Genomic DNA, 21722 nt, shown 5'->3' on the forward strand with positions numbered 1-21722 from the left:
CTTCGGGTTGGCGGGCGGCCACCGGCCGGGAGGGGACCCGCCCGCCGGACGCTCGCTCGCACTCGTCTGTTCCGATGCCTGACATGGCTACTTGTCTCCCGCCACGCTCGTGGGAGCCGGCGCAGGCGCCGGGCCCGCGGTCGGTTCCACCGCCGGCTCCACGGCCGGGGCACGCCGGATGACGACCTCGGCCGCCGCCAGCGCCGCCGCTCCCAGCGCCACCTCGCTGACCGTGGAGATCAGCCGGCTGGCCACCGCCACCACCGCGGCCGCCGGCGCGGGCAGCACCACCGTCAGGGCGGCGGCCAGCACCGCCTCGCGGACGCCGATCCCGTCGGGTATCACGACCGTCAGCATCCCGACCGTCGTGGCCAGGGTGAACGCGCCCACGCACAACCCCAGGGACCGCAACGGGTCGGCCCCCATCGCCACCGCGAGCAGCCAGAGGTGCAGGCCGGTGACCAGCCATGACACCGCCTGCGCGACGACCGCCAGCCGTATCCCGCGGGCCGAGGCCGACCTGGGGTCCGGCTGGCGCAGCAACCGCAGCACCAGGTTCGCGCCGTGGTTGACCAGCTGCGGCCGTACCAGCACGACCACGATCAGCAGCGCCGCCGCCGCCGCCAGCCACGCCACCTGGGCGCCGAGCATCTGCACACCCGCGAGCAGACCGATCGTGAGCCCGGTCAGCAGCACCAGGCTCATGCTCAGCGCCGCCGTACTCATCAGCCGCGCCAGGCCGACGCCGTTGGCCGTGGCCACCTTGGCCGAGGCGATCAGGCCCGGCACCTTCCCGGGCACGTACTTGCTCAGGAACACCACGAAGAAGACGCGTGCCACCCGTGGTCCGCTGACCGGCGAGCCGAGTTCGAGCAGCACCACCCGCCACGACAGAAAGCCGAGGATCAGCCCGACCGTGCTGGCCAGCAGCGCCCCGGCCAGCAGGAGGGCGATCTGCCCGCTGTCGCGCTGTGCGAGCACGACGGCGACCACGCTCCAGTCCTGCCCGGCCAGGGTCGCGCCGAGTGTGCCCACCAGGACCAGCACGAACGCGATGACCAGGACGCGCCAGAGTGCGCGGGGCAGGCGGGGCAGGCGCCACGGCCGGCGCGCGGTCACTCGGGCGCACCGGCCGGGGAGACCGGGGTCAGGCCGGTCTTGGCCGGGTGCCCCTGGCGGCGGAGCAGCTCGTAGACGAGGCGTGGCAGTCCCGCTCCGGCCCCGAGGAAGAACGCCGTGTGGTAGCAGAACTGCATCCAGGCCATGAGCAGCGCGAAGCCCGCACCCTTGTACCGGTAGGAGTATCGGAGGAAGTCACGGTTCACCGTCACGAACACCGCCAGCAGCACCGCGAGCACCAGGAGCAGCCACGGCACGAAAAAGACGAACGGCAGCGTGAACAGGCTCAGCGCCGCGGAGACGGAGGAGATCCGCGGCGGCAGGCGGCGGGTGCGGGGAGCCGGTCCGATCATGTCCAGCCGGAACCCGATCGTGTCGTCGTCCTGCAGCTGCCGCGCCCTCAGCATGATCACCGGCAGGGTGCTGGCCCTGACGAACCGCTCCCACATGCACTCCCAGAACCGGTCGACGTCGTCCGCCTTGGTGACCACGGTCGCGGTCACCACCAGCCGATACTTGGACGGAACCCGGTTGCCGAACTCGAAGTCCTCACCGTCTCGCAGCCGCTCGTCCAGCCCGCCCGCCTCGCGGAAGACCGTACGCGGGATCAGCGAGTTGGACAGGAACGTGGACACCGCCCGCTGGCGGTCGAAGTGCTCGGAGAAGACGCGATACCTCTCCACCGGACCGTCGTCGAACAGCGGTTCCTTGTCGTAGATCCCCTGGACCATGCCGCAGTCGGGCGTGTCCCGATAGGCCTGCACCGCGTTCTGCACCGCGTCCGGCGCCAGAGCCGTGTCAGAGTCCACGAAGAACAGCAGAGGCGCGCTGCTGGAGTCCACCCCGAGGTTGCGGGCCGCCGACGGTCCCTGGTTCCTCGGCGGCTCGATGATCGTGCACGGGAACTCCCGCGCGATCTCCAACGAGCCGTCCGTGCTGCGGTCGTCGACCACGATCACCTCGGCGAGGGGATACGTCTGCGCGTACACCGCCTCCAGGCAGGCTCGGAGAGTCTTCTTCTTGTTGTAGTTCGGCACGATGACCGCGACACCCTCGGGCCGCGCCGTCGCCGGCTCCGTCATATGAATTCCTTCCACGACTCAGTGGCCAACGGATAGAACCGCTTGTTGAGGGCGATGGTCGGACAGGCCGGCGGCTCCGGGCATCTCATAGCGGTGCACGGCGATGTCCGGAGTGGTGAACATCCAGTCGAGTCGCCAGAGTTCGCCGTATCCGGCGGTCCACGTGGCCGGATACAGAGACGGCAGGGCCCGGGTGTGATCGACCAGCTTCTCCGGCAGCAGCCGGAGCATCCCCATCGCCGGTGTGGTGTTCAGGTCGCCGCCGAGCACCACCGGGTGGTCGTTGGCCTCGATGTCCGTCCGAAGCGCGTGATAGCTCGCCTCCCGCCGGGCATGGGCGTACCGGTTGGAGTCGCGGGACTCACCGTCGTACAGCCGCCAGTCGAGCGGGGGCTGGTTCACCTGCGTGTTGTAGAAGGAGACGACCGCGCCGTCCACCTGGATGTCGGTGCGCAGCGTCTCGACCGTGTAGGAGGTCGGCCAGTCCCGCATCACCTCCGGCACCTGCTTCTGGTCGGCGGGCAGCCACGGGGTTATGTCGAGACCCCGCTGCCCGACGATGGGGAGCCGCGAGAGCGTGATCAGCTCTCCGGACGTCGCGACCTCGTATCCCGGGAACTCGCGTCGCAGCTCCGCTGTCTTGTCGATGCGGAGTGCCATGTCGGCGGTCCACTTCGACGCCATCATGTCCCCCGTCGAGGTGTCGACGTACAGGTACTCCGCGAGCAGGTAGACGTCCGCGTCCATCTTGCGCAGGTAGTCGTAGAAGTTGGGCGAGTAGCGGTTTCCGTCGGAGGTGCGCCAGTCCTGGTCCCAGAACTCGGTGTTCCACATGGCCACCTTGACGGCCCCGGGCGGTGCGGGCGGCGGGGTGTACCAGAGGGTCGCCACGTTGATCCCGCTCTGTCCCGCGCCGAGCACCAGGGTGAACACCAGCGTCGCGATGATCCGCCACCGGGCCGGGCGCGCCAGCGGCGCGACCACCAGCAGCAGCGCCGGCACCACCACGAACATGAACGGCGGGATGAGGTCGAGCGGAGCCCACAGCGAGGTGCGGCCGCTCACCAGCCGATGCGCCACCACGAACAGCAGCCACCCCGTGGTGGCGGTCACCACCAGCCGGGTGCCCAGGCACCACCGTCGCCGCGGCCGGATGAACCGGCCAAGGCGAACCCGCCAGCCGACCGGCTTCTCGAGGGGGACATCCGTGGGCTGATCCTCGGTCATGATGTCCCGGTCGCCCATCAGCACACCACCTCGGCACGTAGGTCAGGCCGGCGACAGCCATTGACGATCCGCGATCACTTTCAGCGGTCTCAACGTACTGACCGGTTCTTGTCGCTTCCTTGTTGTTCAGCGATCGGCAGTGATTGTCAGCGATCGGCAGTGATTCCGGTGGGGTCCGGCGCCGCGGACCATGCGGGAAGGCGACCGTACGACATGGCGGAGCGCACGACAAGAATGAGACAAGCCGCCGCGGCTAGCGTGGGCCGGACGCAGGGCGGTCCGAGGTCGGGATGTGAGCCGTGGCCGGTTGACCGAGGTACCGCCGTGGCAGCCTGCCCCCATCACCGGCCAACACCCAGCGGTTCGGAAAGAGCGGCCTTCAGCCAATGGAGCGACCCATGGAACGCCCGTTAGTCTCGGTCATCATCCCCAGCTTCAACCGCTCCCACGTGTTACGCCTGTGCGTGGGGGCGATCCAGGAGCAGACCTACTCGCCCATCGAGATCATCGTGGTGGACGACTGCGGCACCGAGGACGCGGCAGAAGTGGCGAGCTCGATGGGCGCCACCGTGCTGCGCACCGAGGTCAACGGCGGGGCGTCGCCCGCGCGCAACCTCGGCGCCGAGCACTCCCACGGCGAGATCCTGCTCTTCCTGGACGGTGACATCGCCCTCGACCCGGACAGCGTCGAGAACGCGGTGAACATCCTCAGGTCCGAGCCGAAGCTCGGCGCCCTGGGGGGCATCCTTCACCCCGAGCCGCTGGCGTCCCGGAGCCTCGCCGCGCAGTATCGCGCGCTGCAGATGCACTACTGGTGGATGCCGACCGACCGTCCGACCCTTGAGCTGCACGCGGCCGTGCTCGCCGTACCGGCCGAGGTGTTCAAGGAGATCGGCCCCTTCAACCCGAACCTGAGCGACACGGTGTCCGCGGACTACCGCTACCGGGTGATGCAGAAGGACTACGAGGTGCGCATCACCGCCGCCGTCTGCGGCCGGGCCGACCACGACTCCACGCTGCGGATGATCCTGCGCAAGGTGTTCCGGCGCGCACGGGTGAGCGCGATGGAGTGGGCCCGGGGCGAGACGCCGGGCGACTCCGTACCGCGTGCGTTCGGCGGTGTGCTGCTGCTCGCCGCCGTACCGGCGCTTGCGTCGCCGCTGCTGTTCGGCCCCCTCGGCGCCCTCGTGTCACCGCTGTTCGTCGCCGCCGCCGTGGTCCTCGACGGCAGCACCTACCGCCGGGTGTTCGCCCGCCGGGGCCTCCTCTTCGGCCTCTACTTCAGCGCCGTCCATCTTCTGGTCACCCTCGTGGGAGCGACGGGGGCGGGAATCGGAGTGCTCCAGCGTGTCCTGGGGCGGAGACGGCCGAGCCCACAGTGGGTCCCCCGGACCGGTGATCTGGAGAGTCAGTGACGCGGGGGAGAGCGTCAGGGCCGGCTCTCCACCTCACCCGATCGGCGGGTTCGGGACGCTTTTGATCTCCGCTGGAGGCGATGCCGGCGTTTGCCGCCGATGACGGGAGATCGCACGGTCGTCGACCTCGGTGGAGGGCGGGAAACCGCCCTCCAGGCGATCGAGACCCCCGGCCACCGCATGATCTTCAGGTGTCCTCACAGACACTGCATGATCATGCGGTGGCCGTACTCCGATGACCTCAACCGGGTGTCACGGAAACGCGTTTCGAGGTGTCACCGGAATTCCACGAATTCAACTCGTGCAATCTTCGACGCGAACCGGATGCTCGGCTCAAGCATAGGGATCGAACGGGATCCCGGCCGGCTTGGCCTTTGCGAGCTCTCCCTCGAACGAGCCGTCCTTGATCCCGAAATGGGCGCTGCCGAAATCGTAGTTGACCAGTCGGTCACGGAATCCGGGCGGGTAGTTGTCCCAGCCGATCAACGTCGGCCACTGCCACTGTCCCTTGTGGTTCTCCGGCTTCTCGCCGAAATTGGCGTGGCGGAAACAATGGGTGCTGGCGCCGTCCTTATGGTAGACGACAAACGGGTGTTTCCCGGTTTCGTCCCAGGGAACGTCATTTCTTTGGCGGGTCGTGTAATTGCCGTGCGCGGACGTTGAGACGTACATGCCCCACTCGCCCTGCACCCATACGACGACGTGCTCCCAGTCGTTTCTGTGCCCGGCGCTACCGGGCCCCAGCGCCGCCTGGTCCTTCTCGAAGTAGAGCGCGTACATGTACGCGCACCAGCCGTTGTTGCATTTGACGCGCGAGTAGGCGTTGGTGTTGTCGAGATCCCACGAGTCGCGGCAGTGGCCGTTCTCGGCGCCACCCAGGGACAGGCCCGGGGCGATCGTTCCGTCGCGCCCGATGGCCGGAGTGGGGTAGCAGCCGTCGCCGTCGTAGTCGAAACCCGGCTCGTATATGCGATCGGGCCACGGGGCCGCCCAGTCGAGCGCGGCCGGCGGATCCGCGAAGGCGATTCCGGGAAAAACGACGAGCATCGCGACGGCCGCCGTAAACGCGCGGAGGGCGAACGACAGCTTTCCGAACCGACGTCGGCTCCGGCTCTTGACCGGAGGCGCACCGACCGGAGATTCCCCGGATAACACTTGCCGCATTAAACTTCCCTATCGATTTTTGGCAGCCTGAAACGGCTGTGGCCGCTGAGGGGTGGGACGTTCCGTGTCATGATCGAGGATCACGGTAGGATCTTGACAGCTTTAAGTCAAGCTTGAAATAAGTTGGAGTTTAATGACGCGTGAACCTTTGGCGTCGAGAACATCGGATGTCAGGGGATGTGGTTCGGGCCGGGCAAGGACTTCTCCGCGCGGTCGTTACGGCCGTGTCCGGTGCCGCCGCACCAGACGCGGAAAATGGTGCGGGTCACGCGGATGTCCGCCACGGCGTCGACGGGCGCGCCCCGCTTCAGGAGCGTTCAGGCGACTCGTATTTCGATTGCCGCCCGGGAAGCCCGTGCGATACAAGGTTGCGACCGGATGCGGTGGTCGACGAGGGGTGATGTTCACGTGCGCGTCGAGTACGAACGGTTTGTGGGAGACGAGGCGCAGGGAGAGTTGCTGGCGGACTTCATGGCCGGGGAGAGGTGGCCGTACCACGTCAGTGAGCGGGTCGACCGGGACGCGGTCCGCCGACGGGTCGGGGAGGGCTACTACGACGGCGAGTGGGTGCGCACCTTCTGGATCGTGGTGGACGGCGCGCACGCGGGTGTGGTCCGGCTGGAGGACCTCGATGACGAGACGCCGATGTTCGACCTTCGCATCCGGTCCGCGTACCGCGGCCGTGGCCTCGGCGGAGGCGCGGTCACCTGGCTGACAGAGCAGGTGTTCCGCGCGTATCCGGAGATCTCACGCATCGAGGGAACCACCCGTCAGGACAATCACGCCATGCGGAGGGTGTTCCGCCGCTGCGGGTACGCGAAGGAGGCGCATTACCGGGAGGCGTGGCCAAGCGCGGACGGAACGGTGTACGACTCGATCGGATACGCGATCACCCGGAAGGACTGGCTCGCCGGTACGGTGACCCCTCCGGACTGGCACGACGAGCCCGCTGCGGAAACGCCGGGATTGACGGCCTGAGGTCTTCGCCGCCACCCGCACCGGCGGCCGGAGGTCACTCGCGATCCGGCGCCGGGTCAACTACCTGGCCATGACGGCGCATACTCGTTCGTACGCGGCGGCCGGGCCCGTGTCGTGGTCAGGCGACTTCCGGCTGGGCCACAGGCTCGGCGGGAGCCGTGGCCTGGGCGGTGGTGTCTCGTTTGGGCTGGCGCAGCACGGTGAGCGTGACGGTGAAGGCGGCCACGAGCAGGGCGGCGGCGATGCCGAAGGCCAGGTGGTAGCCGCCGGTCAGCGCGGACGCCTCGTTGGTGCCGGCGGAGAGCAGTTCTTCGGTACGCGAGGCGGCCAGGGTGGACAGCACCGCGACGCCGACGGCCATGCCGATCTGCTGGGTGGTGTTGAACAGCCCGGAGGCCAGGCCCGCGTCGTCTGCCTTGGCGGAGGACATGCCGAGCGTGGTCAGTGCCGGGAGCACCAGCCCGCCACCCGCGATGAGCAGCATCACCGGGAGCAGATCGGTGACGTAGTCGGCGTTCACCGGGACGCGGGTGAGCCAGCCCATCGCTCCGAGCAGGAGCACCAGGCCGGTCAGCAGGACGGCGCGCTCACCGAAGCGGGTGTTGAGCCGGGCGGAGACGAACAGGGACACGCCGCCGATGGCCACCGCCGCGGGAAGCATCGCCAGGCCGGTGTCGAGCGCGCCGTAGCCGAGGACCTTCTGCATGTAGAGCGCGACGATGATCTGGAAGGCGAACATGGCCGACAGCGTCAGCATCTGGACGAGGTTGGCGCCGGAGACATTGCGCGAGCGGAAGATCCGCAGCGGCATCAGCGGTGTCCTGGCGGTGGCCTGACGGACGACGAACGCGGCCAGCAGGACGAGCGACACCGCGCCGAGGCCGAGGGTGTGTGCCGAGAGCCAGCCGTACCGCTCGATCTCGACCACGGTGTAGATGCCCAGCATCAGCCCGCCGGTGACCAGTACCGCGCCGATGACGTCGGCCCCGGCGGCTAGTCCGGCCCCGCGCTCGCCGGGCAGCACCCGAATCGCCAGCGCGATCGTGGCCAGCCCGATCGGCAGGTTGATGAAGAAGATCCAGTGCCAGTTGAGCGCATCGGTGAGGACCCCGCCCAGAACCTGGCCGATCGAGGCGCCGGCGGCACCGGTGAAACTGAAGATGCCGATCGCCTTCGCGCGCTCTCCGGGTTCGGTGAACAACGTCACCAGGATGCCCAGCACGACCGCGGAGGCCATGGCGCTGCCGATGCCCTGAAGGAACCGTGCGGTGATCAGCATGCCGGGACCGGTGGACACTCCGGCCAGCAGTGACGCGGCGGTGAAGACGGTGTTTCCCGCCAGGAACATGGCTTTGCGGCCGATGAGGTCGCCCAGCCGGCCGGCCAGGAGGAGCAGCCCGCCAAAAGCGATCAGGTACGCGTTGACCGTCCAGCTGAGCCCGGCGGGCGAGAAGCCCAGGTCCCGTTGGATGGCCGGCATCGCCACGGTCACGATGCTGCCGTCCAGGATCGTCATCAGCATCGCGGCGGACAGCACGGTGAGTGCCAGCCAGCGCGATCGGGACGCGACGGTGCGGGGCGGTTGAGGGGATGGTGCGGTGTGCGACATGGCCGTCTCCTGTTCGGAAGGGAACAGGAGTGACCGTAGCAGATAGTTTTGTTGTAGACGATCCCTTGCGGATCTATTTTGTGCGATGCCGTGCCCGACGGCTCGCCTGCGGCGCCTCGACGGGGGTGGCCAGATGCCCCGTCACCAGGCGGTTCATGGCCCGCAGAAGCACCTCTCTCTCATCGTCGGGCAGTGCTCCCAGGGCCGCCTGGTGCACGCCGTCGGCGATCTCCTGGCTCTGCCTCGCGACCTCCGCGCCCTTCTCGGTGACCGCGATGATCCGGGCCCGCCGATCCGTGCTGGACGGACGGCGCTCGGCGAGCCCCGCCTTCTCCAGGGCGTCGACCGTGACCACCATCGTGGTCTTGTCCATGTCGCCGAGCTCGGCGAGCTGGATCTGCGTGCGCTCCTCCTCCAGGGCGTGAACCAGCACGCAGTGCATGCGTGCCGTCAGCCCGATCTCGGCGAGCGCCGCCGCCATCTGGGTCCTCAGAACGTGGCCGGCGTGGTCCAGCAGGAACGACAGATCCGGCTCGGTACGGGCGGGCGCTATGGCAGTCATGTCCCCAGCGTAGCAACTGGTTCCGTTCTGGATTATCTACAAAGAGTCCCATCGGGATCCGGTCGCGGCGGGGCGGACCCCGTCGCGCACGGCGGTTGCGTCAGATAGAAGTCCTGGACGACCGGGCGATCCCCGCGTCGGCACGGCTCAACAGCTCCGATCTTGAAATCCGGCATGAACGAGTGACGATGAGGACGCTTCTTTTCCTGATGCCCTCCAACGCGGATATCCTCCCGGGGATGAATCTCTGGTCTCAGGCGTCCGTCAAGCCGGATCAAGCCCAACCCGTCGCTCACGCGTTGAAGACTTTCGGACGACACTCGCGTGCCAATGGGAAACATTTGTCATGGCGGCGTACCCGGATTTAGTTCCTACGAAGGCTGGAGATTAGTAGGGCCCACTTGGCGCCGGATGGGACCTTTGCTACCACGTGGCGGATGTGCGCCTTCTTTCCGGGATAGACGCTGAACTCCGTCACGGCCGGTCTCCTTGAGCATTGCTTTAGTATGGCTATTAAGTCGGGGTTCGGACCGCCTGAACATTGGTCAGATGCGAGTGTGGAGTGGATATTTTGCCTGTTCAAGCATGGTCGGGACATGAGCGAATCATCAATTCGAATCACTATATCCCCCTCAGCCCCGATGCAGTCGACGGAGATGCTGTATGAACTTCCGAGCTTAACCTCCTGGCTCCAATCGGTGAACTCCGCCTTGTCGTCGATATGGTGAACGAGAATCTTGCCCTTGACGTCTTCCGTGAGATCGGCCAAGGGTGGAGCCTTGAATGGTGCAGGATCGGATGAGGACGAAATGTCAGAAGGCCTGGCATCGATGGTTGGCAAAGTAGAGGGATCGCGACTGTGTGCCGAGCAACCGGCCATGAGAACCATGGCCAAGATAGTTGCGGCGAATCTATGCATCTCTACCTTTCGGGGAAAGCAGGAATGAAGTTTTTTGGGAAGTGCGCGCATCCCGTCAAGTGTCATGCGGTTCAGCCTCTGTTCCGTGAGAGTTCCGCATGCCACGAACGAGAGCGTCATGATCTATGCACGGATGATCGTGGATGCCACGATCATGTCTCATGGACGCGGATGCCTTCTGGGAAATGATCGAACGGTCCGACCGAGAGACCGGCGCCAGGCAGGAGCGTCTTGCATGGCTGGATGCCGAGCTTTCCCTGCGCTCGGCCGAGGAGATCGCCGATTTCTCGATGTGGTGGATCTCTGCGACGAGTCGGCTCTGCGCCTGGGACCTGTACGCGGTGTACTGTTCCGTCCTCGGCTGGGGATCGTTGGACGGCTTTGAATACTTCGCGAATTGGCTCGTGAGCCTGGGACGCACGGCGTTCGAACAGGTGGCGGCCATCCCGGACAGCGTGATCGAGTTGCCGCAGCTCCTGCGCCTGCTGGAGTTGCGTCGCGTAAGACTCGCCAACGATGAGTTTCCCGTGTGGTCGATGGAGGAGGAACCGGAGTTCGAGCTCCTCGGCTACGTGGCATTTGATCCTTATGTGAAGGTCGCCGGTCTGGATGTGGTGCATCTGGGCGATGCCGTCCGCGCCCGTGGAGTGCAGGGGAAGTTTCCTCTCATGGGCGCGGATTTTGACGGGGAGGGATGGGATTTCAGCGACGAGACGGAGATGAACCGCAGACTTCCCCGTCTGGCCAGATATCGGGCCATCCGATGAGGAATCCGTGTAGTGATCGACGCCTCCTCCCTAACCGCCACCGATGACAGAGCATCGTGCCCTCGCCAGGAGGCCCGTTCTCCGGAACGAATGAGGACAGTGGTTGTCCGCATCGATTCATAGCGTCTTTCTCGGAGCCCAACCGAACTGAGGAGACCTTCATGACGATTCTGGTGACCGGAGCGACCGGAACCGTCGGCCGCCACGTGGTCGACGAGCTCATCCAGGCCGGTCGGCGGGTGCGGGCCCTGACCCGCAATCCGGTCAGGGCGGACCTGCCCGCCGAGGTGGAGGTCGTGGCGGGCGATCTCACCGTGACGGACAGCCTCGGGCCCGCGCTGGACGGCGTCACCGGGGTTCACCTGATCACCTTCGGCGGAGACGACTACGGGCCGCTGCGGAACGGCCAGGAGATCGTCGAGCTGGCCGCCAAGGCCGGGGTGCGCAGGGTCACGGTCCTGGGCGGCTGGGACGAGGGGACTTTGGAGCCTGCCGTGAGAGCCGGCGGCCTGGACTGGACCTTCCTCCAGCCGACGGAGTTCATGTCCAACGCGCTGCAGTGGGCCGAGACCATCCGCGCCGACGGGGTGGTGCGGGAGCCCTTCGGCGACGCCGTCACCGCCATGGTCCACGAGGCCGACATCGCGGCGGTGGCGGCCAGGGCGCTGGTGGAGGAGGGGCACGCGGGCAAGTCCTACGGCCTGACCGGCCCCGAGAGGCTGAGCACGCGCGACAAGGTCCGCATCATCGGAGAGGCGATCGGCAGGGAGATCCCCTTCGTCGAGCTCACCGAGGAGCAGGCTCGCGAGAAGATGGCGACCGAGGGACAGCCGGAAGAGATGATCGAGTTTCTCATCAACGTCTTCGGCAACGTGCCGGAGGGGCCCAACGTCGTCAATTCCAATGTCGAGAAGGTCACCGGCCGCCCGGCGCGCACGTTCGCCCGGTGGGCCGCCGAGCACGCCGACGCCTTCCGCGCCTGACCGGTTGAACGCCCGTCGCCGGGCACCGCGGCGACGGGCCGGCGTGGAACCGGATCCCGCCTATTCGCGACAGGGGCGCCTTCGACGGCGTGCACCCGGTGCCGGTCAGCCGATATCGGGAGGTCGCGGTGCGTCCCAAACGCGAATTGTGAACGCTCGACCCAGGTCTATCGCCTAAAGTCGGGCAAATGTCCACGAATCCCTCCCGGATGGCCTGGCTGGACGCCCTGCGAGGACCCGCCGCGCTGGCCGTCGCGCTGCACCACTCCGCCTGGACCTTCATCCCGGGCGTCTGGGCGGTGGTGGACCGCAGAATCGACGTCGGCACCTGGGGCGTCTTCGTGTTCTTCCTGGTCAGTGGCTATATCATCCCCGCCTCCCTGGAACGGCGCGGTGACGTGCGAGCCTTCTGGATCGGCCGGGTCTTCCGTCTCCTCCCGCTGCTGCTCACCGCGCTCGGCCTGGCGCTCCTCCTCGCGTACGCCGGTGCGTTCGCCCTTCACCCGGGCCTGAGCTCGCGCCCCCTGCCCCTCGCGGTCCTCGGGAACGTGACGATGCTGCAGGAACTGCTCGGCGTGCCCGCCGTCATCAGCGTGATGTGGACACTCTCCTACGAGGTGGCGTTCTACCTGCTGGTGGTCGGGCTGTTCGCCATGCGGCAGGCACATCGCTCGGCCGGGGTCGCGATCGTCCTGGCGCTGGCGGCCGTACCCCTCGGGCTCCTGATGACACGCCCGGTCATCGGCGGCCGCGCCGACCTGGTCGCCGCGCTCCTCGGCGTCACGGCGATCGTGGTCATCGCCGTGTCGGTGTGGGCGCGCGGCGGGGCACGCGCGGCGGCCGCGGTGACGGGCGGCCTCCTCGGCCTGGCACTGGTGATCCTGGGCAGCCGGATCGGCGCGTGGCAGGGCCTGACCATTTTGGCCATGATGTTCGCCGGCACGGCCGTGTACCGCGCCGAACAGGGGACGATCCGGTGGCGTACCGCCGTCGCCACCGTGGCGACGGTCCTGGCCTGCGGGGTCTTCGCCAAGGACGACCCCGGCTGGGCACCGGCGATGCTGCTGGCCGTCGGCTTCTTCGCGGCCGCGTTCGCACTGCGGCACAGGGCGTTCCCCCGGTGGCTCGCCCACCTCGGGGTGATCAGCTTCTCCCTCTATCTCCTGCACCCGCTCCTGCTGGGGGTGAGCCCGAACCTTCCGATGTTCTTCCTCATCCTGGTGTCGCTCGGCTACCTGACCCACCGCCTGGTCGAGGCTCCCGCCCAGCGCCTCGGCAGGCGGCTGACCAGGCCCTCCCCGAGAGAGCCCGTACTGAGCGCGTCCTCCGGATGAGGAATCGCGGGTGCGAGCCGAGGCGGGAGAAAACGGGTGATACCCGGAGGGAAGGCTCGGGAGCCGCCCTGCTAGTCTCCCGCGAATGAGCGGACGAGCAGTACTGGTCACCGGGGCGTCACGAGGAATCGGCCGGGCGGTCGCGACGGCCTTCGCGGCCGCCGGCGACCGGATCGCGATCCACCATCGCGGTTCCGCGGACCTGGCCGAACGGCTCCGCGCCGAGCTGCCCGGAGAGGGTCATACGACCGTACAGGCCGATCTCGCCGACCCCGCCGAGGTGCGGCGTATGGTCGACGAGGCGGCGGAGGCGCTCGGCGGGATCGACGTGCTGGTCAACAACGCGGGGGTCTTCTTCCACCACCCGATCACGGAGGTCTCGTACGAGGACTGGCAGGCCGCGTGGCGCGAGACGCTGGACGTCAACCTCGTGGGCGCGGCCAACGTCACGTGGTGCGCCGTACGGCACATGAAGCGGGGCGGCAGGATCGTCAACGTCTCGTCGCGCGGTGCCTTCCGCGGAGAACCGGACGGTCCCGCCTACGGTGCGAGCAAGGCGGGTATGAACGCCCTGGGCCAGTCGCTCGCCATCGCCCTGGCCCCGCACGGCATCACCGTGGGCACCATCGCACCCGGCTTCGTCGAGACCGACATGACAAACGAGCACCTCAAGGCGCCGCGGGGCGACGAGATCCGTGCCCAGAGCCCGTTCGGCAGGGTCGCCATGCCCGAGGAGATCGCGGGCGCGGCGCTGTATCTCGCATCACCGGCGGCCGAGTGGGCCAGCGGCACCATCATCGACCTGAACGGCGCCTCCTACCTGCGAAGCTAGGGCCTGTTCTGTGTTGTGATCTGCCTAGCGCCAGGGCCGGAAAAACGGCCTTCGACGGAGGCCTCAGCTCCGGATGATCACGGCCGCGAGATCGTGGATCGTATGAGGCCGACGTGAAAGCTTGATCATCTCGTTCGCCACCGACCTGGGACCAGAAAAGCAGACCAGGATCACAGGGTGGAGCCAAACCGTGCGACGGCGCGACCGGGATGGCAACATGGGAGCCGGGAGGTGTCATGAGCGTTGACTTCACAACTGTCCACACGCAGTTGGCCAACCTGTGCGAGAAGTATGGCATTGCCGAATTGGACGTTTTCGGCTCAGTTGCTCGTGGCGATGATGACGCTGAGAGCGACATCGATCTCCTCTATGTCTTGAAGCCAGGCAACGACATCGGGCTTGAGTTCTTCGGTTTCCAGGAGGAGCTGGAAGACCTGCTCGGACGTAAGGTCGATGTGGTTTCCAAGGAAGGCCTCCACTGGGTCATCCGCGATCAGGTCCTTGAGGACGCCCAGGTGCTGTATGCAGCGTGAGGGCCTGCTATCTGGTGGGTCGGAAGCCGGTGGGCGATGGTGTCCGCCCGGGCGGTCAGGCGAAGATGATCTTTTGGAGAGCGGCTCGTAGCTCTTCCGTCTCGGCGGGCTGCAGGTTCAGGTCGACGGTGAGAACGGTCTCGGTCTCCAGGGCGTCCGCCGCTTCGGGCGTGAGGTGCAGTACGAGCCGTCGATCGTCCAGCGCGTAGGACGTGATGCCGCCGTCGGCGCCTCGCAGGTCTCCCCGGGACACCCAGTAGGGCGAGCCGGTCATCGATTGGATCATGAAGCAGAGACGATCGCCGTCGCCCGAGGGCTTCTCGTCCAGAACAACGGTGAATCCATGGCGACTCTCGCCGTACCCGAACCCGTGGACGGTCATGTGCCCGAGCGGCGTGTAAACCAGCTCCCCGGAGAAGACCGGCGCGGGCTCCGGTGTCGAGGGCCTGCTGCTGAACGGTCTCGACCAGCCAGGATCGGTCCTCCGGAGGCCGAACGGAACCGCCGTCGGGAGCGCGTCCAGGAGCCAGCGGGGAACGGCGTCGCGGGGAAACGCCGCCAGTTCCTCCAGCGGCGCGAGCCCGGGGATGTCCGTGCCTCCGGGAAAGGGAAACGCGTCGGCGTCCACGCGCCCGTGATAGGACCTGCTCCGCGGCGTGAAACGCAACTCGCAGGAGAACCACGTTCCCCGGCCGTCGACGTAGGACAGCTCACGGAGTCGCTGGAACGACTCGTCCAGCCCTTGAATCTCGTCCGGCTCCCGCACAGCGGCCTCCGCCCCGTCGTAGGTGACGACGGTGCGGGAGAACCGGCTGACCTGGGCACGGTGAACCGTGATCCCGGCCCAGCCGGGAGGCGCGGCGGCACGGGCCAGATCTCCGATCATGAGCCGTAGGTGACGTGCCTCCTGATGCTTCGAGCGCATGGTCATCCTTCCTCTGCCGTCAACAGGCCGTGCAGGCGGCGTGCCTCACGGAGCACGCCGCTCGATCCCTTGCGCGCCGCCATGGCCTCAAGCTCGGGGATCGCTCCGCGCGCGTGGGACCACACCGCCGTCGTAGCCCCCAGCGCCACGAACGCGGCGAACCCGTGGTGGGGTTTCCGGCCGGATCCGGGGATGAGCAACGGCAGTGCGGCGGCGATCGCCGTCCACACCTCCCGGTGGGCGCCCCGCGAGGACGCCGACTCCAGAGCCGCCGTCAGGTGGACGAGCTTCATCTGCTCGCGCTTGACCAGCAGGGCCGTCTGCCGCCCGAGCTCGGCGGCGTTCAGATCACCGCGGCCCGCCATCTCCAGCAGGATGTCGACGGCCTCGGGTGTGCCGGGATCTCCCAGCATGAGACCGAGGATGAGCGACACGGAGACTCCCGGCGGCCCGTCGCCGCGGGTGATCTGGCGGAGATGGCTCGGCCGCACCGGTCGATACCACTGATGACGGAAGAGATGGGGCAGGAGGTGGGTGGCGGTCATCTCCCGGTGCGACGGGAACATCGCCGCCCACCACGTCAGATGAATGCCCTCGCCACCGCTCGGGGGATCGCGGAGCACCAGGTCGATGAGCGGAAGCCCGGTGGCCGGCGCGTGCAGCGACGGTATGAGGCGCACATTGTGAGGGTTGTCCGTCTCACCGTCGTCGAGCCAGCGCTCGACCTCGCCGGAGGAGGACCAGCGTATTTCGACCGTGGGGTCCGCGAGGGGAGCCTCGTTCAGCCACTGGGCGATCAGGCGACCGGCCGGTGAGGAGAGCCGGCCCGCGCGTTCGGCCGTTTGCGGGTCCTGGTCCCTCCGTAGCCGGAGGAGGGCCTGCTGCAGGTCCGCGGCGAGTGGCTTCGCCCCGGCGGCCTCAATGATCTCAAGCCTCGTCACCAGCTCCGAAGCGTCCACGTGACCGGTTACGAGGGTGGGAGTGGAGAGCAGCAGCGGCGGGACGACGCCCTCCTCGACGGCCATGTGGATCTCGGCGGCTCGGTGCAGGAGGAGCAGACAGGGCGTGGAGAGACGGCTGACGTCGGGGAGTTTGTGCTTCCAGGCTTCAGGCACCGATGCGGTGCCGGTCAGGGAACGCATCGCTCCGACCAGCCATTGGTCGACATAGTTCCAGTGATCGGGTTGGATCCCGTAGCTGACCTGGTACCGGTTGCTGTCCTGGTAGAAATGGTCGTACTTTCCGGCCAGGGCCGGCTTGAGCGCGGCGGCCGCGCCCTCGCGATCCCGGTGCACGAGAGCGACGAAGCCGGCCAGCAGCCGCTCCCACGCCATCCATTCACTGGGACCGGTTATGACGGACAGCATGCCCGCCACCGAATCGATGGGATCGGCCATCCGCTGCGGGGCGTCGGGCCGTGGGAGCGCGGGCGGAACGAACTCGTCCAGCGGATCGGGCGCGGGCGGCTCCTCCCCGCCGAAGACGGCGAAGGCGCGCAGCCTGAGGTCGTACGGGAGCACGTCGAGCGCGTCGCGGATGGTGGCATGCCCCTCGTCGCCCATGCGGCTCGCGTGCTTGATCGCGAGTGTCACCGCCCTTTCCTGGAGTTCGGCGGAGTCGGAGGCGAACACCGGCACCAGCGGTCCGGCGATCGAGCCGGCCAGGGGAGGCGAGAGCCGTACCAGCTGGTCCAGCCAGGTGAGTCCGGTGCGTACGAGCTTGCGCTCGGACCGGAAGAGCACCGATTCCAGCCCCTCCACCAGGTCGAGGGGATCGAGACCGTCCAGCGTGCGCAGGTGCCGCAGGGCCAGCTCCGCGATCGGTCCCGGCGCGGCGGGCAGCAGCCGCAGATAGTCACGGGCGCGCGATTCGATCTCGTGCGGCGAGGGGTCGAGAGCCTCGTGCAGGCGGGCGAAGAACCGCAGATCCGGCGCCGAGCCGCCTCGCAGGAACCGGCTGACGCACCCTTCCAGCAGGGTCAGCCGTTTCGCTCCGTCCCGGGCGGCCAGCACACGCAGGGAGCGCAGCCACGGCTGGGCGAGATCTTCCCGCTGGAGGGCTCGTCCCACACCCTGGGCATCGAAGATGCGGGGAAACAGCGTGTCGAAGAGCGGGTCCTCGTGGGGAACGGACAACCTGCCGGCGCTCACCCATCCGACGACCAGCGGATCGTGAATCGGGATCTCGATCCCGGTCGCACGGAGCAGGGCGAGTGTCAGGCCGAGGTCTCGGTCCTCCGCGGTCCGGAGTTTGAGCACGAGCCGCCTGGCGAGATCGGCACGCCACTCCGCCGGCCTGGTCGCGAGGATCGTCATGATGCGGTCGGTGTCCCCGTACGGCCCACCCCACCGGGAGGTGAACTCGCGGCGGCTCAGCCAGGACGTCACGGCAGCCGCCCCGGGAAGAACCCCGGCCCCGGCGGCGCGGAGCACCTCGGCGTGGTCTTCGAGACCCTCCCAGGGTTCGCGTCTGCCACGCAGAACCTTCAGATGCCCGGGAAGAGCCTCGGCGACCTCCTTGCGCGCGGCCTCGTCCAGCTTGACGACCCGGGCCGCGACGGTGTCGGCTTTCTGGCGGTCGATGAACATCCGGAGCTTCTCCCACTCGTTCACGCGCCGGCTCCTTCGTGGCGAGAACGAGTGGGAACGGCGATGAGATCGCCGGATGTGGGGGACTCCGCCGCCGCGGGTGGCAGAGCGGGGTACTGGTGCTGTGCGCTGGACATGCCGGGAACAGTAGTGATCCACTCCGACAAATCGATCAAGCATTGGCTCTCGTGCGTCTCGGGTCGGCGGTGAAGCCGGATGAACGCCCTGCCTCCGCTCGCTTCCGTGGCCTGTGCTCGCCGCTTGCTGGGCATTGGCCCACTACTCCGTGGTACCGTATAGTGGTACTCGGCGCCACCGAGTACCAGGAGATCGAAGAGGACCCACGATGGACGACCTGACGGAGATGCTGAAGGGCACGCTTGAGGGCTGCGTGCTTGAAATCATCGGCAGCGAGGAGACCTACGGGTACGCCATCACGCGTCGGCTGAACGAACTCGGCTTCGCCGACGTCGTCGAGGGGACGGTTTACACCATCCTGCTGCGACTGGAGAAGAACGGGCTCGTCCAGGTGACGAAACGACCGTCCGGGCTGGGCCCGCCGCGCAAGTTCTACGCGCTCAACGACGCGGGGCGCGAAGAACTCACGACGTTCTGGGCGAAGTGGGAGTACGTCACATCACGGATCGACAAGCTCAAGGAGGGCGGGAGATGAACTTCTGGGAGACCATTACCGGCAGCGATCTCACCAGGGAATGGAAGGCGTTCGAAGTTCGGGCCCAGGCATTGCCGGCCGACTACCGGGCGGCGTGGGAAGAGATCAAGGGTCACCTTTTTCCCTACGGGGACTTCACGGGTCGAAACCTGATGCCGATTATCGACGGTGCCCTGGGGCTGCTCGAAGAGACGGCGGCCGATGGGCAGAGCATTCACGAGGCGCTGGGTGACGACATCGGGGGCTTCTGCGCGGCGCTGGCCGGCGGAGAAGGGGCTCGAAGCTATCGCGACCGGTGGCGCGAGCAGTTGAACAGGAACGTCGCAAGAAAATTGGGCCGGCTAGGAGGCTGACGTGGGCATCCAGGACATCATCGAAGGCAAGAAGCAGTGGCGGGCGCACATGGCGCGGGTCAAGGCGCTCCCGTCGGACTACCAGATCGTCTACAAGGAGATGCAGAGGTACCTCTTCAAGGTTGGACCGATCGACCTGCTTGGCGGGTCCCTGCTCTCAGGGATCGTCGATTTCTTCGAGGAGGGCGTCGCGGCCGGCAAGGGGGTCCTGGAACTCATCGGCAACGACGTCGCCGCCTTCTGCGACGACCTGGTCAAGGATTCGCGCACCTACGCGGACATCTATCAGGAGTCCATCGGCGGGAAACCCGGCACGGCCGAGAAGTGACACCCGTCGGCCCAAGGCACCGGCGGGCGCCCTGATCGCATGGACCCACCATGGTGGTGAGGAAACGTCGTGCGCGCATGGGTTATCTCCTGGAGGTCATGCCGGGTTCGGGCGGGGATCTGGGGCGTGCCGTTTTCCGGCGGGGATCTGGGGCGTGCCGCGGGTGCGGGCTGGGATCTGTGCGTCGTGCCGGGTTCGGGGGATCTGGGGCGTGCCGGTTTTCGGCGGGGACCCGGTGCTGTCGTGGGTCCGGCGGTCAGCGCAGCAGGTCGTCGAGGACCTCCGGCGCCAGGCCGAGCGCGGTGGTCATTCCGACGCCGGAGGTCACGGAGACCACGCGGACACCGGGCATGGGCGTGGCGATCAGGAACGGTTCCGGGGCCGAGGCGTAGACACCACGCCAGCGTTCGCGCACCGTGAGACTCTCGACGCCGAGCAGGCGTCCGGCCTCGACCAGGACGTGCCGGTCGAGCTCGTCCGCGTTGAACGGCTCAAGCGTGGTGGCGTAGGCGTGGGTGTCGCCGATGGTGAGGTCGCCATCCGGACGCTGGGTGAACATCAGGTTCAGCCCGGCGTCGAGCAGGTCGGGATGCTCCGACTTCAGTCGCGTACGGAGTGCGGGCAGGGTGGGGCACGCCCCGAAGCCGTCGTAGCGCAGGAGCGAGAAGCCGGTGAGCACCGCGGGGGCGATCTTCTGGCCGTGCGGGTCGCGCACGCGCAGCATGTGCAGGGCGCAGCGGCGCAGTCCGGCCTGCTCGGCCAGTTCGGGGAAGTGGCGGTCGACGTCGTGACCGACCGCCATCACCACCCGCCCGGCCCGCACCTGCCCCCGGCTGGTGCTCACAAGGCCCGGCTCGACGGTGTGCACCGTGGTCGCCCAGTGGAACCGCACGCCGCGGGCGGCCAGCCAGCCGGCGATCGCGTGCGGGGCCTCCCGTGGGTCGACGCGCACGTCCATCGGCAGCCAGGCGCCACCGACCACGCCGGGGCCGACGGGCATCCGGCCGGCCACCTCGGCGGCGTCGAGCAGCACGACCTGGTCGTCACGGACGGCGTGGAACTCCTCCAGGACCGCGTGCTCGTCCTCGGCGCGCGCGACGACGACGGTGCCGCTGTCGCGGAGCCAGAACCCGGACTCCTTGGCCAGGCGCAGCCAGCCGGTCCGGGCGGCCATCGCGTATCGGAGGGCGTCGCCGTCCTGGGCGGTGAAGCAGCCGTGTCCGAAGTTGCGCACCGAGGCGCCGGTGGCCCGCTCGTCACGTTCGATGACGGCGACGGACAAGCCGCGGCGTACCGCGTCCACGGCGTGGGCGAGACCCACGATGCCCGCGCCGACGACAACCAGATCGGCGGAGTCGAGGGACTGGTTCCGCGGGAGATAACTTGTCATGACAAGTACGATGCTCAGCTTCGAGAGGGGTTGTCAACGGTGAAGGCCCACATGTCACCGCGTGTTTCTCTGAGCTTAAATTCGCAGCTCATAGCGTTTTCTTCATGGCAGGTCCGCTTTCGCGCCCCGTTCGACTTCCTGTATTGTCAAGTTGCGTGGATGGACCCATGCATGAACGCATCGCAGCTGACCTACGCCGTCGTATCGCCTCCGGCGAGTTGCTGGTGGGTTCGGCCGTGCCCTCGGAGTCGCAGCTGGGCGAGCAGTGGGAGGCGTCCCGGGGGCCGGTCCGCCAGGCGCTCGCCACCCTGCGGGCGGAGGGGTTGATCGACGGCGGGCGCGGCAAGCCCCCGCTGGTGCGCAGCCAGGCGATACCCCAGCCCTTCGAGACCTTCCTGTCGTTCTCCCGATGGGCCGAGGGAACGGGCCGGATCCCGGGCCAGCGGACCCTGGAGATCGCCCGGCGTCCGGCGACGGCCGAGGCCGCCGAGGCTCTGGGGCTGGACGAAGGCGAGCCGGTCGTCCAGTTGCTGCGGCTGCGGCTGCTGGACGGGCTGCCCACGATGATCGAGCGCACGACGTTCGTCTGGTCCGTCGGCCGGCTGCTCTTCGACCACGACTGCGACTCCGGATCGGTTTTCGCCTATCTGAGCGGCTGTGGGGTGGACCTCAGCACCGCCCGCCACGTCATCGACGCGATCGTCGCCGACGACACCGACGCCGCGCTCCTGAACGTCGACCCCGGAGCGCCCCTGCTGCGCGAACGCCGCCGCACCTTCTCCTCCACGGGCGAACTCCTCGAATACTCCGACGACCGCTACCGGCCCGACATCGTCTCCTTCACCATCGAGAACTCCCAGCAGGCCCACCCGGAGCTGGTGCGCAGTTCGAACCAGGACGGCCCACTCCGCGCGGACGTCTCCCGCTGAGCGGCTCCACCC

General features: G+C 67.8%; 21 protein-coding genes. 11 read left to right on the plus strand and 10 right to left on the minus strand.

From position 1 onward, the window contains the following. Positions 1 to 87: 87 nt before the first annotated feature. The 3 genes from CHC08_RS19555 to CHC08_RS19565 are packed head-to-tail and all read right to left on the minus strand — an operon-like array spanning position 88 to position 3446. Positions 88 to 1119, minus strand: coding sequence for a lysylphosphatidylglycerol synthase domain-containing protein (locus tag CHC08_RS19555; protein WP_179282114.1), 1032 nt, complete (start codon positions 1117 to 1119; stop codon positions 88 to 90). Further along, a complete protein-coding gene (locus tag CHC08_RS19560) occupies positions 1116 to 2201 on the minus strand; it encodes a glycosyltransferase family 2 protein (protein WP_089208766.1) in 1086 nt (361 codons plus the stop codon). The genes CHC08_RS19555 and CHC08_RS19560 overlap by 4 nt, the downstream gene beginning before the upstream one ends. 18 nt (positions 2202 to 2219) lie before the next feature. Then, positions 2220 to 3446: an endonuclease/exonuclease/phosphatase family protein gene (locus CHC08_RS19565; RefSeq protein WP_143653280.1), complete on the minus strand. Its 1227-nt coding sequence runs from the start codon at positions 3444 to 3446 to the stop codon at positions 2220 to 2222. 380 nt (positions 3447 to 3826) lie between these two features. Here CHC08_RS19565 and CHC08_RS19570 point away from each other — a divergent pair, with 380 nt between their 5' ends. Then, the gene (locus CHC08_RS19570) at positions 3827 to 4843 is read left to right on the plus strand and encodes a glycosyltransferase family 2 protein (protein WP_179282115.1); all 1017 of its coding nucleotides are present in this window, start codon (positions 3827 to 3829) and stop codon (positions 4841 to 4843) included. A gap of 333 nt (positions 4844 to 5176) precedes the next feature. Here the strand turns inward: CHC08_RS19570 and CHC08_RS19575 are convergent, their stop codons facing one another. Then, on the minus strand, positions 5177 to 5890 hold the full coding sequence (locus CHC08_RS19575; RefSeq protein ID WP_245878421.1) for an NPP1 family protein: 714 nt from the start codon (positions 5888 to 5890) through the stop codon (positions 5177 to 5179). Positions 5891 to 6415: 525 nt separating this feature from the next. Between CHC08_RS19575 and CHC08_RS19580 the strand changes: the two genes are divergently transcribed. Continuing rightward, on the plus strand, positions 6416 to 6985 hold the full coding sequence (locus tag CHC08_RS19580) for a GNAT family N-acetyltransferase (protein ID WP_245878422.1): 570 nt from the start codon (positions 6416 to 6418) through the stop codon (positions 6983 to 6985). Positions 6986 to 7103: 118 nt separating this feature from the next. Here the strand turns inward: CHC08_RS19580 and CHC08_RS19585 are convergent, their stop codons facing one another. From CHC08_RS19585 to CHC08_RS48365, 3 genes are all read right to left on the minus strand, one after another. Then, positions 7104 to 8594, minus strand: coding sequence for a DHA2 family efflux MFS transporter permease subunit (locus CHC08_RS19585; RefSeq protein WP_089208771.1), 1491 nt, complete (start codon positions 8592 to 8594; stop codon positions 7104 to 7106). A gap of 73 nt (positions 8595 to 8667) precedes the next feature. Beyond that, positions 8668 to 9156, minus strand: a complete 489-nt coding sequence (locus tag CHC08_RS19590; protein WP_089208772.1) for a MarR family winged helix-turn-helix transcriptional regulator — start codon at positions 9154 to 9156, stop codon at positions 8668 to 8670. A 364-nt stretch (positions 9157 to 9520) separates the two neighbouring features. Then, the gene (locus CHC08_RS48365; RefSeq protein WP_143653281.1) at positions 9521 to 10195 is read right to left on the minus strand and encodes a hypothetical protein; all 675 of its coding nucleotides are present in this window, start codon (positions 10193 to 10195) and stop codon (positions 9521 to 9523) included. Between the two features lie 41 nt (positions 10196 to 10236). Here CHC08_RS48365 and CHC08_RS19595 point away from each other — a divergent pair, with 41 nt between their 5' ends. The 5 genes from CHC08_RS19595 (at position 10237) to CHC08_RS19615 (ending at position 14524) form a co-directional block, all read left to right on the plus strand. After that, positions 10237 to 10842 (plus strand): DUF4240 domain-containing protein, encoded by a 606-nt coding sequence (locus tag CHC08_RS19595; protein WP_179282116.1) that lies wholly within the window; start codon positions 10237 to 10239, stop codon positions 10840 to 10842. Between the two features lie 161 nt (positions 10843 to 11003). After that, positions 11004 to 11825 carry an NmrA family NAD(P)-binding protein gene (locus CHC08_RS19600; RefSeq protein ID WP_089208774.1) on the plus strand — a complete coding sequence of 274 codons (822 nt, stop codon included), beginning with the start codon at positions 11004 to 11006 and terminating at the stop codon, positions 11823 to 11825. A gap of 188 nt (positions 11826 to 12013) precedes the next feature. Further along, the gene (locus tag CHC08_RS19605; protein ID WP_089208775.1) at positions 12014 to 13159 is read left to right on the plus strand and encodes an acyltransferase family protein; all 1146 of its coding nucleotides are present in this window, start codon (positions 12014 to 12016) and stop codon (positions 13157 to 13159) included. 85 nt (positions 13160 to 13244) lie between these two features. After that, positions 13245 to 13991 carry an SDR family NAD(P)-dependent oxidoreductase gene (locus tag CHC08_RS19610; RefSeq protein WP_089208776.1) on the plus strand — a complete coding sequence of 249 codons (747 nt, stop codon included), beginning with the start codon at positions 13245 to 13247 and terminating at the stop codon, positions 13989 to 13991. Between the two features lie 236 nt (positions 13992 to 14227). Further along, a complete protein-coding gene (locus tag CHC08_RS19615; protein WP_089208777.1) occupies positions 14228 to 14524 on the plus strand; it encodes a nucleotidyltransferase family protein in 297 nt (98 codons plus the stop codon). A 55-nt stretch (positions 14525 to 14579) separates the two neighbouring features. On the opposite strand, the gene CHC08_RS19620 is transcribed toward CHC08_RS19615, so the two are convergent. Together CHC08_RS19620 and CHC08_RS19625 are read right to left on the minus strand one after the other, a co-directional pair. After that, positions 14580 to 15449, minus strand: a complete 870-nt coding sequence (locus CHC08_RS19620; RefSeq protein WP_089208778.1) for a hypothetical protein — start codon at positions 15447 to 15449, stop codon at positions 14580 to 14582. Between the two features lie 2 nt (positions 15450 to 15451). Beyond that, positions 15452 to 18061: a DUF7824 domain-containing protein gene (locus CHC08_RS19625; RefSeq protein ID WP_089208779.1), complete on the minus strand. Its 2610-nt coding sequence runs from the start codon at positions 18059 to 18061 to the stop codon at positions 15452 to 15454. A gap of 322 nt (positions 18062 to 18383) precedes the next feature. On the opposite strand from CHC08_RS19625, the gene CHC08_RS19630 reads away from it, so the two are divergent. From CHC08_RS19630 to CHC08_RS19640, 3 genes are read left to right on the plus strand one after another with little or no spacing between them, the layout of a single operon-like run. Further along, complete coding sequence (locus CHC08_RS19630; protein WP_089208780.1) at positions 18384 to 18710, plus strand: PadR family transcriptional regulator; 327 nt, start codon at positions 18384 to 18386, stop codon at positions 18708 to 18710. Then, positions 18707 to 19063, plus strand: coding sequence for a DUF1048 domain-containing protein (locus CHC08_RS19635; RefSeq protein ID WP_089208781.1), 357 nt, complete (start codon positions 18707 to 18709; stop codon positions 19061 to 19063). The genes CHC08_RS19630 and CHC08_RS19635 overlap by 4 nt, the downstream gene beginning before the upstream one ends. A gap of 1 nt (position 19064) precedes the next feature. Further along, positions 19065 to 19391 carry a DUF1048 domain-containing protein gene (locus CHC08_RS19640; RefSeq protein ID WP_089208782.1) on the plus strand — a complete coding sequence of 109 codons (327 nt, stop codon included), beginning with the start codon at positions 19065 to 19067 and terminating at the stop codon, positions 19389 to 19391. Between the two features lie 256 nt (positions 19392 to 19647). On the opposite strand, the gene CHC08_RS19645 is transcribed toward CHC08_RS19640, so the two are convergent. Beyond that, positions 19648 to 20781: a TIGR03364 family FAD-dependent oxidoreductase gene (locus CHC08_RS19645; RefSeq protein ID WP_089208783.1), complete on the minus strand. Its 1134-nt coding sequence runs from the start codon at positions 20779 to 20781 to the stop codon at positions 19648 to 19650. Positions 20782 to 20948: 167 nt separating this feature from the next. Here CHC08_RS19645 and CHC08_RS19650 point away from each other — a divergent pair, with 167 nt between their 5' ends. Next, positions 20949 to 21710: a GntR family transcriptional regulator gene (locus CHC08_RS19650; protein ID WP_218825379.1), complete on the plus strand. Its 762-nt coding sequence runs from the start codon at positions 20949 to 20951 to the stop codon at positions 21708 to 21710. Positions 21711 to 21722 lie beyond the last annotated feature (12 nt).

The sequence above is a fragment of the Streptosporangium subroseum genome (assembly GCF_900188345.1).
Taxonomy (GTDB): domain Bacteria; phylum Actinomycetota; class Actinomycetes; order Streptosporangiales; family Streptosporangiaceae; genus Streptosporangium; species Streptosporangium subroseum.